Annotated in this window: 16 protein-coding genes and 1 pseudogene; 9 read left to right on the top strand and 8 right to left on the bottom strand. The window is 70.4% G+C overall.

Features of this window, described 5'->3' with window-relative positions; translation table 11 throughout:
* Positions 1-61: 61 nt before the first annotated feature.
* Together ACWF9Z_RS09605 and ACWF9Z_RS09610 are read right to left on the bottom strand one after the other, a co-directional pair.
* Positions 62-394 carry a winged helix-turn-helix domain-containing protein gene (locus ACWF9Z_RS09605; RefSeq protein ID WP_453599466.1) on the bottom strand — a complete coding sequence of 111 codons (333 nt, stop codon included), beginning with the start codon at positions 392-394 and terminating at the stop codon, positions 62-64.
* Complete coding sequence (locus ACWF9Z_RS09610; protein ID WP_389796802.1) at positions 391-807, bottom strand: hypothetical protein; 417 nt, start codon at positions 805-807, stop codon at positions 391-393. The genes ACWF9Z_RS09605 and ACWF9Z_RS09610 overlap by 4 nt, the downstream gene beginning before the upstream one ends.
* 768 nt (positions 808-1,575) lie before the next feature.
* On the opposite strand from ACWF9Z_RS09610, the gene ACWF9Z_RS09615 reads away from it, so the two are divergent.
* The 4 genes from ACWF9Z_RS09615 (at position 1,576) to ACWF9Z_RS09630 (ending at position 4,183) form a co-directional block, all read left to right on the top strand.
* A complete protein-coding gene (locus tag ACWF9Z_RS09615; RefSeq protein ID WP_453599469.1) occupies positions 1,576-2,382 on the top strand; it encodes an SDR family NAD(P)-dependent oxidoreductase in 807 nt (268 codons plus the stop codon).
* A gap of 163 nt (positions 2,383-2,545) precedes the next feature.
* Entirely contained in the window at positions 2,546-3,322 is a 777-nt protein-coding gene (locus tag ACWF9Z_RS09620) for a GNAT family N-acetyltransferase (protein WP_453599472.1), read from the top strand.
* 17 nt (positions 3,323-3,339) lie between these two features.
* Entirely contained in the window at positions 3,340-3,684 is a 345-nt protein-coding gene (locus ACWF9Z_RS09625) for an alpha/beta fold hydrolase (protein WP_453599474.1), read from the top strand.
* A gap of 265 nt (positions 3,685-3,949) precedes the next feature.
* On the top strand, positions 3,950-4,183 hold the full coding sequence (locus ACWF9Z_RS09630; RefSeq protein WP_453599477.1) for an alpha/beta fold hydrolase: 234 nt from the start codon (positions 3,950-3,952) through the stop codon (positions 4,181-4,183).
* A gap of 63 nt (positions 4,184-4,246) precedes the next feature.
* Here ACWF9Z_RS09630 and ACWF9Z_RS09635 read toward each other — a convergent pair whose 3' ends face one another.
* From ACWF9Z_RS09635 to ACWF9Z_RS09645, 3 genes and pseudogenes are all read right to left on the bottom strand, one after another.
* Positions 4,247-4,924, bottom strand: coding sequence for a hypothetical protein (locus tag ACWF9Z_RS09635; RefSeq protein ID WP_453599480.1), 678 nt, complete (start codon positions 4,922-4,924; stop codon positions 4,247-4,249).
* Entirely contained in the window at positions 4,870-5,670 is an 801-nt protein-coding gene (locus tag ACWF9Z_RS09640) for a hypothetical protein (protein ID WP_453599483.1), read from the bottom strand. Before ACWF9Z_RS09640 ends, ACWF9Z_RS09635 begins: the two co-directional genes overlap by 55 nt.
* 317 nt (positions 5,671-5,987) lie before the next feature.
* Positions 5,988-6,422: pseudogene (locus ACWF9Z_RS09645) on the bottom strand (response regulator transcription factor); the annotation flags it as partial.
* Positions 6,423-6,982: 560 nt separating this feature from the next.
* Between ACWF9Z_RS09645 and ACWF9Z_RS09650 the strand changes: the two are divergent.
* The 3 genes from ACWF9Z_RS09650 to ACWF9Z_RS09660 all read left to right on the top strand — a co-directional run bounded on the left by ACWF9Z_RS09650 (position 6,983) and on the right by ACWF9Z_RS09660 (position 10,531).
* A complete protein-coding gene (locus ACWF9Z_RS09650; protein WP_389796786.1) occupies positions 6,983-7,972 on the top strand; it encodes a hypothetical protein in 990 nt (329 codons plus the stop codon).
* A complete protein-coding gene (locus ACWF9Z_RS09655) occupies positions 7,969-9,198 on the top strand; it encodes a hypothetical protein (RefSeq protein ID WP_453599486.1) in 1,230 nt (409 codons plus the stop codon). Before ACWF9Z_RS09650 ends, ACWF9Z_RS09655 begins: the two co-directional genes overlap by 4 nt.
* 475 nt (positions 9,199-9,673) lie before the next feature.
* Positions 9,674-10,531, top strand: a complete 858-nt coding sequence (locus ACWF9Z_RS09660) for a GNAT family N-acetyltransferase (protein ID WP_453599489.1) — start codon at positions 9,674-9,676, stop codon at positions 10,529-10,531.
* A gap of 18 nt (positions 10,532-10,549) precedes the next feature.
* Here ACWF9Z_RS09660 and ACWF9Z_RS09665 read toward each other — a convergent pair whose 3' ends face one another.
* From ACWF9Z_RS09665 to ACWF9Z_RS09675, 3 genes are all read right to left on the bottom strand, one after another.
* Entirely contained in the window at positions 10,550-11,542 is a 993-nt protein-coding gene (locus ACWF9Z_RS09665; protein ID WP_453599491.1) for a DUF1648 domain-containing protein, read from the bottom strand.
* Positions 11,539-11,886, bottom strand: a complete 348-nt coding sequence (locus ACWF9Z_RS09670; RefSeq protein WP_453599494.1) for a GntR family transcriptional regulator — start codon at positions 11,884-11,886, stop codon at positions 11,539-11,541. Before ACWF9Z_RS09670 ends, ACWF9Z_RS09665 begins: the two co-directional genes overlap by 4 nt.
* Before the next feature lie 86 nt (positions 11,887-11,972).
* Positions 11,973-13,535, bottom strand: coding sequence for a Na+/H+ antiporter (locus ACWF9Z_RS09675; protein ID WP_453599497.1), 1,563 nt, complete (start codon positions 13,533-13,535; stop codon positions 11,973-11,975).
* A gap of 212 nt (positions 13,536-13,747) precedes the next feature.
* Between ACWF9Z_RS09675 and kdpF the strand changes: the two genes are divergently transcribed.
* A complete protein-coding gene (kdpF, locus tag ACWF9Z_RS09680) occupies positions 13,748-13,837 on the top strand; it encodes a K(+)-transporting ATPase subunit F (RefSeq protein WP_107093322.1) in 90 nt (29 codons plus the stop codon).
* 2 nt (positions 13,838-13,839) lie between these two features.
* Positions 13,840-16,386 (top strand): ATP-binding protein, encoded by a 2,547-nt coding sequence (locus tag ACWF9Z_RS09685; RefSeq protein WP_453599500.1) that lies wholly within the window; start codon positions 13,840-13,842, stop codon positions 16,384-16,386.
* Positions 16,387-16,431: the final 45 nt, after the last annotated feature.

Raw genomic sequence — 16,431 nt, forward strand, 5'->3', positions numbered from 1 at the left:
CCCGCGGACCAGGCCCGATGATCGCCGGTCACATCCTGTGGCCGGCGATCGTCCCCCCGCATCAACTCAGAAGGCCCGCGATGGCCGTGAGGGCGGCGAGGTGACGCCGATAGGTAGTCATCCCCTCCTCGGTCAGAGACAGCCAGGTCCGGGGCCGACGCCCGACCTGCCCCTTCTCCACCGTCACCCAGCCCGCTTCTTCAAGGCGCGAGACCTGTTTCGACAGTGCAGAGTCCGTGATCTCCACGAGGTCCCGCACATAGGCGAACTCGGCCTTCTCCACAGGAGCGAGAGCCGCGATGATCGACAGACGCACGGCCGACGCGAGAAGGGGTGCGAGTCCATGTCGCGGATGAGGGCCCTGACTGCCACCCACCGAGACTTCCGGCGTCATACGGCGCGCGCCTCACGCCAGGCCGCCGCAGCGGCCGGCAGCGCGCAGGCGACAGCGGCCACGACCACGAAGGCGACACTGTCCAGGAAGACGGTGAAGCCGAGCACGAGCGTCAGGACGTAGGCAACCGCCCAGGCGCCGATCACCCTGAGATGCCTGCCCCCGTAGCCGCGCGGGACCACGGGCTGCCTCGTGGCGAACACGGACAACCCCATGACCACAACGGCGTTCGCCAACGTGCTGACGAGTGTCCCCGTCCGCCCGTGCCACATCAGCACCGCCGGAACGAGAGCGAGCTGCCACACGGCGAACAGCCAGAGATAGCCGACGTACCAGCCGCTTCGCCCCCGCGCGGTCGCCTCGATCCGCGCAATCCCCTTCAACGATGCGACCGCATTGGCCTGTTCAGACATGGCACACCCCTCCCGTCGTCGCCGAGCAGCCTTGAACCTGCCCACTCGGCATCTACTTTCCACGTTAGCAACTACTTGCCGGGAGGGATGCCTGCTGGTGTGCGCGTTGACGGCCGAAACACGCGAGCCGCCCAGCTCGGTATCCCCACACCGGAAGCTGGACGGCTCATGTGCTGTGCGACGGTTGACCAGCACGCGGTCGCATCGGCCCGTACCCCCACGGCCGGACCATGCGCATCCTCGGCGGTGTTCAGGTCACCGACCTCCAGCCGCGCGCCACCGGACCGTCACCGGCTCCGTCGCTCCGCCAGTCTGCTCCCGGCCGACGTCCGTGACAACGCTCCTTTACGCGTTCCTTCCGCACGGTCGTCGATCTTTGACGCGGCCCTGAAGACCTGTGCGAAGAGCGGATTCGCGCGGTCACCCGACGGCCATCAGAAGGCCGTCAAAGTCCCGTCCAGGATCTTGCCCCGGCATCCCTGATGCGCTGGGATTGGGTCATGAACAGCGGTCCGCGCTACGACGATCGGCCACCGTCATGGCGAAGCCATGCCGGGGTCACGTCGGTGCAGCCGACAGCGCCCGCTGTCCGCCCGGCCCTCTGACATCGGCCGCGCGTCCTCCGCGTACCTGCCACCAGTGTCCTGAAGGACTCCGGCCAGGGCTTCGTACGCGTCCTCCCCTTCACCGCATGACCTGAGCCCTCGCCCCCTTCCCAACGCCGGGGGCGCCGGGCGCGTCAGCCATGCCTGCTTCCAGGAATCCGACATGTCTTCATCCCTGTCCGGACGTACCGTCCTCGTCACCGGCGCAACCGCCGGCATCGGCTACGAGACCGCTCGCCAGCTCGCCCAGCGCGGCGCGGTCGTCCTTCTCCATGGCCGCACCGCCGAGGAGGCCCAGGCCGCGGCCGACCGCCTGGTGACCACCGAGGGCATCGACAGCGCCCTGCTGCGCCCGCTCGCCGCCGACTTCGTCCGTCTGGAGGAAGTCGAGAACCTGGCCCACGCGGTCGTACGGGAACACCCGCGCCTCGACGTTCTCGTCAACAACGCGGCCATCGCCGCCCCCGAGCGTCACACCCTCACCGTCGACGGCAACGAGATCGCCTTCCAGGTCAACTTCCTCGCGCACTACCTCCTCACCAACCTCCTGGAACCCTCCCTCACCAGCGACCCGGGCGGGCGCGTCGTCAACGTCTCCTCCTCGCTCCACCGCACGGCCGCCATCCAGTGGAGCGACCCGAACCGGGAGCGCCGCTACTCACGGCTCGCCGCGTACGCCCAGTCGCAGCTCGCGCTCACTGTCTTCGCCTCCGACCCCCGCGTCACCGCCGTCTCCGTCCACCCCGGCGTCTGCGACACCGGCCTGCTCCCCCTCTACGGAAACGAAGGCGAAACCGCCGCCGAGGGTGCCCAGCACGTCGTACGCCTCTGCGACCCCGCCACCGAGATCGTCAACGGCGCTTACTACGACCGTTCCGAGCGCGTCGCCCCGGCCGCCGCCGCCACCGAGGACCGCACGATCAAGCGCCTCAACAAGCTCGCCGACCTCCTCGTCGGCCACACCGCCTGAAGGGGTACCCGCACATGTCCAAGCGCGCACGCAAGAAGAGGGCCCGCCGCAAGAAGGGCTCCAACCACGGCAGTAAGGCCTCCTGCTAGCGATCAGCCCATCCCGCGGGGCGGCCCTCCGAACAGGGCCGCCCCGCCTCCATGTCCCGACAAGGAACCTCCTCGTGATCAACTTGCCGTCCCACCGACTCCCGGCCCTCGTCCGCTGGTTCCCCACCGGGGCCCCGGGCTCGGCTGCCCTGACCGAACACGTCCTGACCACCGAGGCCGGCCGCTGGTGGGTGGACCGCGTCATCCAGCCACGCGTGATCGCCGCCGATTGCGGGGACCACGTGCTGCTGCGCGGAGACCCGCAGGCTCTGACGCCGAAGAATCTCGCGGTCTTCGCGGACCACTCCATCGAGGCACCGGGCCGCTTCCTTCCTCTGATCGGGGCCGCCTTCGACCGGGTCGTGCCGTGGAAGCGCATGGTGTACGTCAAGCGCTGCCCCGTACCGGCCACCCGAGCGCCCAGGGGTGTGACCGTACGGAGGATGCATGCCAAGGACACGCGCGCGCTCACCACCCTTCCGCCCGCGATGAGCTGGATCCACCGCACCTGGGGCGGACCTGACGCGCTCGCGCGCTCCGGCTACGCCTGGGCCGCCTTCCAGGGCGACCGCATCGTGGCCGTGGCCTGCACCTACTTCCTCGGCACCACCTACGAGGACGTCGCCTGCGTCACCGTGCCCGACCCGCGCCTCCAGTACCTGGCACTCGACTGCATCAACGCCCTGTGCTCGGACATAGCGGCCAGAGGGCACACCCCCAGCTGGACCTGCTCGGCGAGCAACCGCCCCGGCCGCCTGCTCGCCTGGACCGCCGGCTTCCGTCCCGAGCGGGAGTACGCCCACTACGCCGTCGGCACACCGGCGGCAACCGGAGGAGTGGCCGCGGGTTGAGGGGCGATACTCGCCGCGTGGACTCCATCTACCGCAGCACGCCGGGCCGGGAGCACATCCGCCGCTGGTGCACCGACCAGCTCGACGCATGGCCGGTGCCGCACGAGCGGACCGTTGTGACCGCCAACGGAGCAGAGACCCACTTGGTGAACGCCGGCTCCGGCCCGACCACGGTGGTCTTCGTGCCGGGTACGAACTTCAACGCAGCCGCATCTCTGCCCCTGGCCACCACCCTAGTCGCGCCCGGCCATCGGCTCGTCCTGCCGGACGTCCCCGGACAGCCCGGTCTCAGCTCCGGCGAGCGCGGGATCTCCCGCCCCGCGCTGGGGGCGGCCGCCTGTCCTGGTACGGCACCTGGCTGAGCGAGGTCCTCGACACTGCTGCCCCAACCGGGCCCGTGATGGTGATCGGGCACTCCTTCGGCGCCGCCATCGCCCTGTCCAGCCCGTCACCGCGCATCGACCGGCTCGTCCTCGTCTCCCCCGGCGGAGTGGGCTGGCTGCGCCGCACACCCGGGCTGCTCGCCGTCTCCGCCGCCTGGTTCGTCCGACCGACTCCGGCACGCAGCACCCGGCTCCTGCGGGCCATGCTCGCACCCGGCCACCAGCCCCGCGAGGAACTGGTGGAGTGGGTGACGCTGGTCGCACGCCACTTCCGCTCGAGTGGAGCTTCTGGCGTGGCAGACCTCCCTGGGCGGCCGTTCCCCGGCTGGTCACCACGGGAGCGCACGACACCTTCCTGCCACCGCGACGGCTCGCCCCGGCGGTCCGCACGATGCTCGGCACCGACCTGCACGTCATCCCGGACGCCGGCCACCTCGTGATCGAAGAACACCCCGGCCGGCTGGCGGCCCTTGTATGAGCGGACATCGAGCACGCCGATCTTCCCGCCCCTGCCCGCGTCCGTACTGCTCACCGGTCCCTCTCACCGGAACTCGGCCAGCCGGCGCCGCAGCCCCAGCGCCGTCAACCCGGCCGTGAGCAGCAGCGACGCGCCGGCCATCGGGCCCTGCGCGTTCAGTGCCCCTCGGCCCTCCCGGACAGCGAGATCGAAGTGCCTCTGGTTGATGGCGGTGACCTGGTCCAGAGCCTTCATCCACTGCCCGAAGTGGGCGTTCGAGGTGTCCGATGCCCAGCCGATGCAGAAGACCGTGGCCTCCTGCTGCTTCCCTTCGGCCACCAGCCGCCGGAAGGTCCGGTCGTCGCGCTGGTAGACGGCGTACGCCTCGACGGTCTTCTGGGCGGCCTCCCGCTCGCCCGCGAAGGTGATGTTGTCCAGTTCGCGCCGGTACTCGCCGGTGAACCGTTTGTCCTCGTGGTTGTTCAGGTACGTGGCCCACGTGTCGGCGAGCTTCCGGTCGTACGTATCGAGTCCGACGCCCTGAATCCCGTACAGCTGATGCGACTTGTCGAGGAAGGAGAGCTCGTACGCGGGGCGGCGGTCGGGGTCCAGGAGGTAGCGGCTCTCGTCGGCGTTGGCGTCGTAGCCCATCGCTTTGGACCGTGACAGCGCGATGACGGAGTCGAAGGAGTCGCGGCGGGCGACCTTCATCCGGTCGTAGGTGATCGTGAGCAGCTGGGCGCCGCACACGACCGCGACCACGGCGCAGAGGGTGGCGCGATCAGTCCCGGGTTGAAGACCCGGTGGAACCGGCGCGCGAGGTGGATCTGGAGGAGTACCAGCGCGGCGATCAGCAGCACGCCGAGGACGGCTTCGGCGGTCCGCTGCACGTCGAGGTCGCCTCGCGCTGCGACGTACTGCCGCTCGTACACCGCATTGTTGGCGTCAACGAGCTTGCGTGCCTCCGGGAGCAGCCGCCCCGTGAGGAGGTCGGTCGCGGTCCGGTAGTCCTCGCGGGCGGCGTCCTTGCCGCCGGGCCGGCTGTCGTTCTCCAGCGCCCGTCCGATCAGCTCCTGGTAGTGCGCGAAGTCATCGGTGAGCCGCACGACGGTCGCCTCGGTGGCCGGGTCGCCTTCCGAGGCGGCGGCGAGCGTGCGCAGGGAGCGGCTGATGATCTCCTGGGCGTCTCCGTAGTAGCCGCTCGCCTTGGCGTACGAATCTTCCAGGCGCCCCTTGCCGGTACCGGAATCACCACTGGAGAGCAGGATGTTGGCCGTCTGCGCGTCCATGTCGTTGAGTGCGAGGTTGAGCCGGGTCGCGGAGACGGTACGGGGCGCGTCGTGCTGGGCCGTTTCGTCCCAAGCGGTGGTCGCGCCCGTCACCGCGACCGCGAGCAGGATCAGCAGCCCGGTGGCAAGCAGCACGCACGCCGCGCGAGCGAGGCGCAGCCGGCCGGGCAAGGTGGCCCAGTAGCGGTCGGCGAGCAGGCGGGCCGCCCGGGCGATCATGGTGGGAGGCCGTGGTCCCGGCGGCCCTCCTCCCAGCTCCCCTCCGGACGGCGAACGTGGGACGCTCACGCGACGGGCGTCCGGTGCGGGGCTCTGCGTGACATTCTCTGGAGCCCCCGCTCCCTGGGTCTGTTCGGTACCGGCGGTGATCGTCACTCGCGCTCCAGCTCACACCCGGGCCGTTCGTACGGCCCTGCGTGCACGCCAGCATCTGGCTCAACAGTTCGACCCAGCAGGCACGTTGATGGTCTTCATACGCGGGGAGACGCAGATTTGACGGGGCCTTGACGGCGTGCCCGATCCGTCGGCTCCGCTGCCTTCTTCGCGAGCAGGTCGACGGTGAACTCCTCGGTCTCGACGACCGCTTCGTTCGCTGCGGCCGACTCCTGAGTCGGTGTGCGGCGGATGACGGCTCCCAGCCGGGCCAGCAGTTCGTCCATGCTGAAGGGCTTGGTGATGTAGTCGTCGGCGCCCGCGTCCAGGGCCTGGATCTTCTCCTCGGAGCCGTGGCGGGCGGAGACCACCAGGACGGGCACCTTCGACCATCCGCGCAGTTGCTTGATCACCTCGATCCCGTCCATGTCGGGCAGTCCGAGGTCCAGAAGGACCACGTCCGGGCGGCAGGCCGCCACGGCCTCCAGGGCCGTACCCCCGTCCTGCGCGCAGTCCACGTCGTACTTCCGCGCCTTCAGATTGATCACCAGCAACCGCGCAAGCTGCGGTTCGTCATCGACCACGAGCACCCGGGGCATTGGCGGGCCGCCTTCCTGTTGTACGTCCTGTGAGTACGGATAACCGGAGGGAACAGCGGTTTTCGGCCGCCTCGGCAGGCGTTGACGACGTCCAAACGGCCGTGGGTGCGACTTCGACGGCTTGCTTACGGCGAGGCTCGCGCGGCAGTGCACGGGACGGCCCGTCCGTGATGCGTCCCAGCTCCAGCCCGACCCCCCGCGGTCCGGACTGGGCGTGGCCTCGGCGGTGATCGTCACGCGCCCTCCAACCTCGCATCACGGACGGTCGTCCGCTTCCCCCTGCCACTCAGTCTGCGATCACCGCCATGTGCCAACGCACCACGTTGACGCCCTTCTTACGGCAAACCCGCACTTCCTGACGCGCTGCTGATGGCGGGCATCGGGGTGTCGTAAATGAGTCGTAAACACCACCGGCATCGGACGTAGCATCGGTGCGTTTGCTGTGATCTACGTGGTTCACGAGGGGGAATGTCATGGGCGTCGGCGGCAGGCAACGGGGGAGGTTCTTCGCCCTTGTTGCAGGTGGGGCGGTTCTTGCCTCGGGTGCGGGGTTGTACGGATTGAGCGCGACGGGCAGCTGGCCGTTCCGCGCGAGCTATTGCTGGGGGGCGTGGCAGGAGGACAGTGGTCCGTCCTTCCTCGGTGATGAGGCGCTCGGCAAGTCCGGCTCCGCGCGCCGGGCCACCGAGTCGGCGCCGCCCTCGTCCACCAGGCCGACCGCCACGTGCACGGTCACCGTCGCCTCGTCGGTCGCCGATGACGACTCCACCGAGCCGCTCACCTTCGATGAGCGCGTCACCCTCACGTACGGCCCCGTCCCGGCCTCGGCCGAGGAGCGCCGTGCGTGGATAGCCCACTTCTTCGACGGTTCGGCCTCGCCGTTGCCCGACGGACTCAACGGGCTGGTCGGCGGCGATCGGGCCATCCTGGTGCTGCCCGAGGCCTGTGATGTGGACGGCAGACCGTCCGCGGTCACCATCCGGAGCGAGAGCTGGGGCGACGGCCACCTGGGGAAGAAGGCCATGCCCTTCACCATCGGAAACCGGATGGACGTCGCCCGGATGCTGCTGGACGCGGCCGGCACCTCTGCCTCGAAGGCGGGCTGCAAGCCCGCCAAGCCGCTGCGCCTGTCCTCGCCGATGGTGGTCACCGCGGAGAAGGACGAGAGGGCCTCCAGTCCCCTGTGCAGGATTCCGGGGGTGACTTTCGAGTTCGGAAAGGACTCCGCCTATCAGCAGCAGGTGGGCGTGGTCGGTGAGCGGCTCCAGACCTGTTCGGTGGTGTGGCGCTCCCGGGGGGTGCCCGATGAGCCGGCGGCGCAGTTCGTGATGGCGTCCGAGCCCCGCATGGTCGCACTGTTCGACGGGCTTCCCGAGGGCAACGGTCAGGGACTGGTGCGGGCCACCTGTGGCGGTCGGCGGACCGTGTTCTACGGGAACGTCGAGCCCGGCCTCAAGGGCCGGAGCCGCCCGGACGACCAACAGGTCTTCGCGAACTTCACCGCGTCCGTGGGCAAGCGCATCGGGTGCCAGGCCGGGGAGAACCGGTGACCGCAGACAACAACGGCAGCGTGGCGGACAACGGAGAGAGCGTGACACCGGCAGTGGACAGCGAAACGACCCCTGCCCGGCAGCCGGACAAGGAACTGGACCTGGTTCCCTCGGTCCCCTCTCCCGCGCGGCCCTCGTTGTTGCGCCGGCTGCTGCGGAACCACACGGTGCGGGCCACCGCCGCAGGCGTCCTGGTCGGCGGCCTGCTCGGGGCCGGCGCCGTCGCCTGGCGTACGGACACCCTGCCGCTGCTTGGCCCCGCCCCCTGCTGGGATTCCCTCAGCGACTCGACCGTGTCCTCCCTCTTCGGCGACCGCAGGACCGAGGTCGAGGAGCAGGTGCTGCAGACCGACCCCCACGGCCAAGGACTGTCCTACGGCCAGTGCCGCATCACCAGTTACAAGGACGACAGGGCCAGAAGGCAGCTGACCGTACGGGTGCACAAGCTGGACGGTCTCTACGGAAGCGACGGGCGGCAGTGGCCCGAGGAGTTCCTCGCGGCCGGCATGGTGGCACTCGGGGAAGGCCTGCCGGGCATGGCCTCCTCCTCCCGCGCCTGGGTGGCGCTTCCCCAGTCCTGTACCGGCAGGCCCGACCAGTTCGAGGGCCCGGTCGTGGTCGACGTCGGCATGGGGCCTGCGGGCCTTGACATCTCTTCGGAGTACGAGAGGGAGGACCGTGCCGCTCTGGCGCACGCCGTGGTGGACGCGGCCAACGGCGTCATACGTGAGCTGGGCTGCTCCGGGGTCTACCGGTCACCGGACCTGCCGAAGGACGTCGTCGCCTGGCGGGACACCCAGCCGGACGCCTTCTGCGGGATCAAGGGCCTCGCCCTCCCCGCTGCCTACCGCGAGAGCCTGTCACGTGCCCGGGTCAGCGGCGACGGCGGCGCTGCCCGGGTCTGCGAGGCCGCTGGCAGCTACCCCAGGGCTGCCGTTCGGATGACGACCGTCGTGGACCCGGCACTGGCCGAGGTCTTCTCCCAGGACCTCCTCAAGGGCGGCTCGTCCTTCAAGGGCGCCAACGGGTTCGGCTCGTTCAACGTGAGCCGGGCCGTGTACCGGGCGCGGTGCCAGAGCGGGGACGTGATCTTCATGCTGGAGCAGAAGGACGGGTTCGGGGAGCAGGACTTCACGTTCGTCCGCGACCTGCTGCCCGCCTATGTCGAGGCGGAGTCCAGCCGCATCGGCTGCGGCCAGGAGAAGGTGACACTGCCCCGCGGGTGAGCCGCGGGTGGCGGATCGGGTTGTGCGGCCCGTGATCGGTAACACCCGTCGTGGCCGGGGCCGGTCATGCCGGCATCAGAGCTGTGTCAAGGACTGGGCGACCTCCTTGATCCCTGTCTCACCAAGCAGTTGGATGAACGATGTGAACAGCGGTCTGCTCCATGACGACCGGCCACCGCATACGGTGCGCCCGGCCTCGCGCGCTGCTCACCTGCCGGTGCGCTGACGCACCGATCGCAATCCGCGGCCGCCAACAGTCACCCGTATGACGGGCGACCGCTTCCGCCCCGTGCCTGCCCCCGCCCCGGGCAGGCACGGGACCTCGCACGCACCTACTCGCCCAACCTGCAGGTGCCTGCGCCCGTCGGCCACCACGCCTTGAGGCGAGCCACGGCCCGGAGCTGAGCGGCCTCCTGCCCTGTACCGCCCGCTCCCCCTGCCCGAGAACCCGTTGCCGCTCCACCTGGAGACATTCGTGATCGAGCTCTCCCCGCAGCAGCTCCCCGCCCTGAGCCATTGGTTCACCACCGGCTCCCCCGGTCCCGTGGCTCTCGCCGAGCACGTACTGACGACGGGCGTCGGCCTCTGGTGGGCCGACCGCCCCGACCGGCCTCGCGTCCTCGCCGTCAGCTGCGCGGACCACGTGCTGCTGCGCGGCGATCCGGGCGTGCTCACCCAGGACGCCCTGGCCCGGTTCGCCGGCCGGTACGTAGAGACGCCCGCCCGGTTCTGGCCGTCGCTCGGCTCGGCATTCGAACGCGTCGTCCCCTGGGAACGGATGCTGTACGTCCACCAGCCTCAGGCACCGGTGTCCCTCCCCCGCACCCCGCGTGGCGTAACGGTGCGGCGGCTGACTCCCCAAGACGTTCCGGCATTGGCCGCGATGGACTCCGAGAACGCCTGGATTCATGCCAGTTGGGGCGGACCCGGCGGGCTCGCCGCCTCCGGCCACGGCTGGGCCGCGTTCGCCAAGGGTCGGGTCCTCTCCGTCGCCTGCACCTACTTCCTCGGCAGCGCCTACGAGGACATCGCGGTCGTCACCGTGCCCGATCGCCGCCGTGAGCTCCCCCAGCTACCGCTGGGAGGGGCCCCCACCGCACTGGCCTGCGTCGCCGGCCTGACGGCCGACATCCAGGCCCGTGGACACACCGCAAGCTGGTGCTGCTCGCGCGACAACCGGCCCAGCCGACTTCTGGCCTGGACGGCCGGCTTCCGGCTCACTCGTGAATACGTCCACCACGTCACCGGCCGGCCCTTCGCACAAGAGGCCGGGCACAGGGCAGCGGAGCCGCCCCGCCACCGCGCCCACCCTCGCGTCGCGATGACGGGGTGACGCAGCCCGCGCGCCGGCTCATTGGGTGCGCTGACCACCAAGGGCGTTCAGCAGGGCAGCGCCTCGTTCGGCATCGTCCACGCTCACCGCGAACTCGTTCCCCCGCCGGGGGCGGATCACCAGGCACTCGCCGGCGCGGAGCATCACCGTCGTGCCCATGCCGCTCAGCCGATACCCCCATCCCCCCACCTGGGCGGGGGTGCGGTTTTCGGCACGCGCCGATTCGATGTCCGCGGCCGGCCAGCGCCGCACCGGCCAGCCGAGCGGACCGAAGGCCACGGCCAGGCCCTTCTCGGTGACACGCGCCTGTACGGAGGCACACGAGAGAGCCGCGACGGAGACCGTGGCGAACGGTGCGACGACCGCCCACTCCACCTCGATCAGGCCGCTCACCGCGACGAGTACGGCAGCGAGCGCGAGCAGCCCGGACAGGGCGCCGATCCAGCGGAGCCACGGGTTCGTCGTACGGGAAAGCCACACGAACCTCTCGCCGGCCGGAACGTCCATGCTCGGACCGCCCGCAACCGCGTGCGGCGCCGCAGCCGGCCCGCGGCGGGCAACCGCCCACCCGGCCAGCCCCGCCACCGTCGCCACCCCGAACGTCAGCACCGTCCACAGACTCACGGAATCGGCATCCCGCCAGTCCGTGTGATCCAGGTTCGCCCGGACAATGGATGCCTGCGCACCGGCGAGGAGGACACCGCTGGACAGCAGTGCGGCTACGGGCCAGCCACGGATCGCCGGGCTTGAAGCCGCTCCCTCACTCCGCCGCGCAAGCACGACGGTCAGCAGCACCAGGAACAGCCAGATGAGCGCCGGAAACAGCGCGGCTGCCCACAGCGGCATCGAGCCGTCCGGTCCGCCGGAGCCGGCGCCCCAGTGAGTCGCCAACCGCTCTGGCAGCCGGTCACCGGCGGCCCAGGGAAGTGCGACGAGCGCGGCTAAGACCGCCACGGCCCAGATCGCAACACCCCACCATTCCCCACCCCTTCGCTCCGTACTGTCTTTCATTCCAGCCCCCTGATCATTTCCATGAGATCGGCCTTGCCGTAGCCCAGATGCGCCGCGTCACCGACCAGTTCGCGCACGCGGTCGAGCAACACCGAGCGCTGGTCCGCCCCCTCGGCCACGGTCACACCGCGACCGCGCCGGAACTCCAGCACTCCCTCGTCGCGGAGCCCACGAAGACCGCGGAGGACCGTGTTGACGTTCACGCCCAACACCTGGGAGAGATCTCGCGCCGATGGCAAGCGGTCGCCCGGGGCGCACTCACCCTCGGCGATGGCACGTCTGATCGCACCCGCGACCTGCTCGTACAGAGGGCGGTTGTCCGCGATGTTCAGCTTCAACAGCATGGTGCCAATGAAACTATCACCATCGTCACCAAGGAGGGATGCCCAGAGGATCCACCAGGCAGAACCCGTGTGGGCGGCCGCTCGCATCATCTCGCCAAGTCCAGCCGCGCCTCCTCCAGGTCCAGGGAGCGCTGAAGGCGTCGGCGGGTGGTGTCGCTGATGTGGTGTTCGTCGTAGAGACGCCGGAGTTCCACGGCCTCCACCCGGATCAGGTCACGGCGCAGCAGCCGATAGACCTGGTCTGCGGATTCAGCCAGGTCCGCTTCCTCCAGGCGGTCGCGGGCGTGTTCGAGCCGGGCCTGGAGGCTGCGCCGGAGCCGGTCGGCAACGACGTCCGGTACCGCTTCGAGGTCGGACACCTCGTCCAGCCGACGGATGCCGGCTGCGGCAAGGGCGCACCGGGCGGAGGCTTCCTCCCGTTCGGTGTGATCCGGTTCGAGGGCGATTCCGGAGCGACGGACCACGTCGGCCAGGGTGAAGCCCTGGGCGACGAGGGTGACCACCACCACCGACGTGGTCAAGACGAGCACGAGCGGGCGCTGGCCCAGGGGGCTGCCGTCGCCCTCCGCGACCGGGATGGAGAGGGCCGCGGCCAGTGGGACGACGCCACGCGTGCCCGCCCAGGTCAGCACGGCCGGGACGCGCCAGGAGGGCCGTACGCCCGCGTTCCGCTGGACGACGGCCGAGAGCGGCAGGACCCACAGCAGGCGAACGGTGATCAAGGTCGCGGCGACCGCCAGCGCGTACAGCGGCCAGAGCCCGTCGGCAGCGGTCAGCGCGGCGACCTGGCCGGGCAGGGTGAGGCCGATCAGGCTGAAGACGACGCTCTCCAGCAGGAAGACCACGGTGCCGTTGACGGCGTGCAGCTGGATCCGTATGCGGGCATTGGTGAACCGGTCCGCCCGGCCTCCGAGCACCACGCCCACCACGACAACGGAGGTCACGCCGGACGCGTGCACCGCTTCGGCCAGCACGTAGGCGGCGTACGGGGTCACCAGGGCGATGACGGTCTCCAGTACGGGGTCCTCGGTCCTGCGGCGGATCAGCGCCACGACCCCGGCGACCGCTCCTCCGACGAGGGTGCCGCCGCCGGCGAGCAGCGCGAACTCAGTGCCCGCCGCCTGCCAGGACACCCCGGCGGAGGCCGCGGCGACGACGACCGCGACCCGGAAGAGGACGAGCGAAGTCGCGTCGTTGAAGAGGCTCTCGGCCTGCACGAGGACCTGGACACGGGGAGGCAGGGCAAGGCGCCGACCGAGCGCAGTGACCGCTACCGGGTCCGTACTCGCGAGGACGGCCCCCAGGACCAGCGCCATCTGCCAAGTCAGCGGGGTGAGCAGCGACGCGACCAGACCCACCGCGGCCGCCGAGGCCAGGACCAGACCGACCGCGAGCACGCTGACCGGCTTCCACACCAGCCGCAGCTCGCGCCAGGACAGTTCCTCGGCGCTGGCGTACAGCAGCGGCGGCAGGACGATGAGGCCGATCACCTCCGGACTGACCCGGATCTCCGGAGTGCCCGGTATCAGCGCGACGACAAGGCCGGCGACAACGAGCAGTGAGGGCGCGGGAATTCGCCAGCGGCGGGCACCCGTGGCCACGACCGTGGCCAGCACCACGAGGAACAAGACCGTACCGACGCTGCGCATTCCGCCCCCACCCGAGTCGACGCGGACCATGCGGTCACGCGACGCCGACCAGGCTTCCCGGCACACCGCCTTCACCCTATCGACGCAACGGCCGTCAATACACCGTCAAAGTCCCAGTCGACTCGCGTCAGGAGTGCGTCAGGGCCGTTTCCTTCGCGTCATCGCTGCTGTTCGCTGGTGAAGTTGAGGACGTGCGGAGGAGTCGGGTACGGGTGAGCACGGAAACTGTCGTAGGCATCATCGTCGCGGTCAGCCTGGTCGGGTACCTGGTCCTGGCCTTGTTCTTCCCCGAGAAGTTCTGAGCATGACGAACACGCACGAGGCGGGCCCGGTGGCCGACGCGGGACAGCGGCTCGTACGGCCCGGGAGGCTCAAGGTCTTTCTGGGTGCGGCCCCCGGCGTAGGCAAGACGTACCGGATGCTCGACGAGGCACACCGCCGGGCGGCCCGCGGCGCGGATGTGGTGGCCGGCTTCGTCGAGTGCCACCGGCGTCGGCACACCGAGGAGAAGCTCGAAGGCCTGAAGATCCTCCCGCCTGCCGGACAGGAATACCGTGGTGGCCGGTACACAGAGTTGGACCGTGAAGCGCTGCTGGCAAGGCGGCCGCAGGTGGTGCTGATCGACGAACTCGCCCATACCAATGTCCCCGGGGGCGGCCGGCACCAGAAGCGATGGCAAGACGTCGAGGACATCCTCGCCGCCGGAATCGATGTCGTCACCACGCTCAACATCCAGCACCTGGAGTCGCTGAGCGACGTCGTCGAGAAGATAACCGGAGTCCCCCAGCGCGAGACGGTGCCTGATGAGTTCGTGCGCCGCGCCCATGAGGTCGAGCTGGTCGACATACCCCCCGAGGGACTTCGGCGCCGGATGGCCCACGGCAACATCTATCCCCCGGAGCGGATCGACGCCTCACTCGCCCACTACTTCCGCCCCGGCAATCTCATCGCGCTGCGGGAGCTCGCCCTCCTGTGGCTGGCCGGGCGCGTGGACGAAGCCCTCCACAAATACCGCACCGAGCACGGCATCGGGGATGTCTGGGAGACCCGGGAACGTGTCGTGGTCGCCCTCACGGGTGGCCCTGAGGGCGAGACCCTGATCCGGCGCGCGGCACGCATCGCCGGCCGGTCCGCCGGCGGTGAACTGCTCGCCGTGCACATCGCGCGCAGCGACGGGCTCGCCGCCGGGGTCTCGCACGCGGCTCTGGCCGGCCAGCGGGCCCTCGTCGAGCACCTGGGCGGCAGCTACCACTCCGTCGTCGGCGACGAAGTGCCCACCGCGCTGGTGGACTTCGCGATGGCGGAGAACGCCACCCAGCTCGTCCTCGGCACGAGTCGGCGCCGCAGGCTGGAACGTTTCCTCACTGGTCGCGGGATCGGCGAGACCGTCGTGGCGCTGTCCGAGGACATCGACGTCCACATGGTCACGCACGAGCGGGCGGGCCACGGCCGACTACTCCCGTCCCGGCGCCGCACTCTCCCCACCTCCCGGCTCATTGCCGGACCCGTGGCCGGCGTGGTGCTCCCGGTGCTGCTCACCCTCGGCCTCGACCGCATGCGCGGCACACTGAACCTCACCAGCGAGGCGCTGCTCTTCCTGGTGGCCGTCGTGTGCGTGGCCTGCATCGGCGGAGTGGCCTCCGCCCTGATCGCGGCACTGACCGCCGCACTGCTCCTCAACTACTGGTTCATGCCGCCCATAGGCGAGTTCACCATGAGCGACCCGGACAGCGTGCTGGCGCTGGTGGTCTTCGCCTCCGTCGCCGCCACCGTCGCCGCCGCGGCTGACAGGTCCCTGCGGCTCTCCCGCCGTGCGGCTCGAGCCACGGCCGAGGCGGAGACGATGTCGTCCCTCGCCGGCAGCATCGTCCGCGGCGACCAGACGATCCCGGCGCTGCTGGAACGTACGCGTGAAACATTCAGCATGGACACCGTCGAGCTGGCTCCCGAAGCCTGCGACACAGGGGGCGCGACCGAGGCCGCCCTCGTGGTGGCGGCGGGCCCCGAGGCCTTCCTCGTCCTGCGCGGCCGTACGCTGCCGTCCTCCGAACGCCGCGTGCTGGCCGCCTTCGCCGCGCACGTCGGCGCGGCCGTCGAGCGGGCCCGGCTGGCCGAGGCCGCCGCCGAGGTCGAACCCATCAAGGCGGCCGACCGCCTGCGCACCGCCCTGCTCCGGGCCGTCAGCCACGACCTGCGGACCCCCTTGGCAGGGGCGCTGGCCGCGGTCAGCTCACTGCGCAACCAGGAGATCGAGTTCTCCGCCGAGGACCGCGCGGAACTGCTGGCCTCCGCCGAGGTGTCCCTGAACCGGCTCAACCGCCTGGTGGAGAACCTGCTCGATCTCAGCCGCCTCCAAGCCGGCGCCCTCACGCTCGACCTGCGGGCCACCACACTGGAGGAAGTCCTGCCGGCCGCGCTGGACTCGCTGGACCTGACGCCCGACGGCGGGCCCGCCGTCGATGTGCAGAACCTCGAATCGGTACCGGCGCTTCAGGCCGACCCGCCGCTGCTCGAACGGGTGCTGGCCAACCTCGTCGGCAACGCGGTCCGCCACGCGCCCTCGGAACACCCGGTGCTGGTGACAGCCAGCGCCCTGGCCGGGCGGGTCGACATCAGGATCGCCGACCGGGGCCCCGGAATCGCTGCCGACGACCGCGAGCGCGCCTTCGAACCTTTCCAGCGCCTCGGCGACCGCGACAACACCGCCGGACTCGGCCTCGGCCTCGCCCTGGCCCGGGGCCTCACCGAGGCCATGGACGGCACACTCACCCCCGAGGACACCCCCGGCGGAGGCCTGACCATGGTCCTGTCCCTGCCGGCCGCCACCGATGTGACAGCAGGGCGGTTCTGACCGCATGTCCGCAACCCTCCAGCTCCGAGCGCGAGTCGGGCAGCG

It is taken from the genome of Streptomyces sp. NPDC054961 (genome assembly GCF_053609145.1).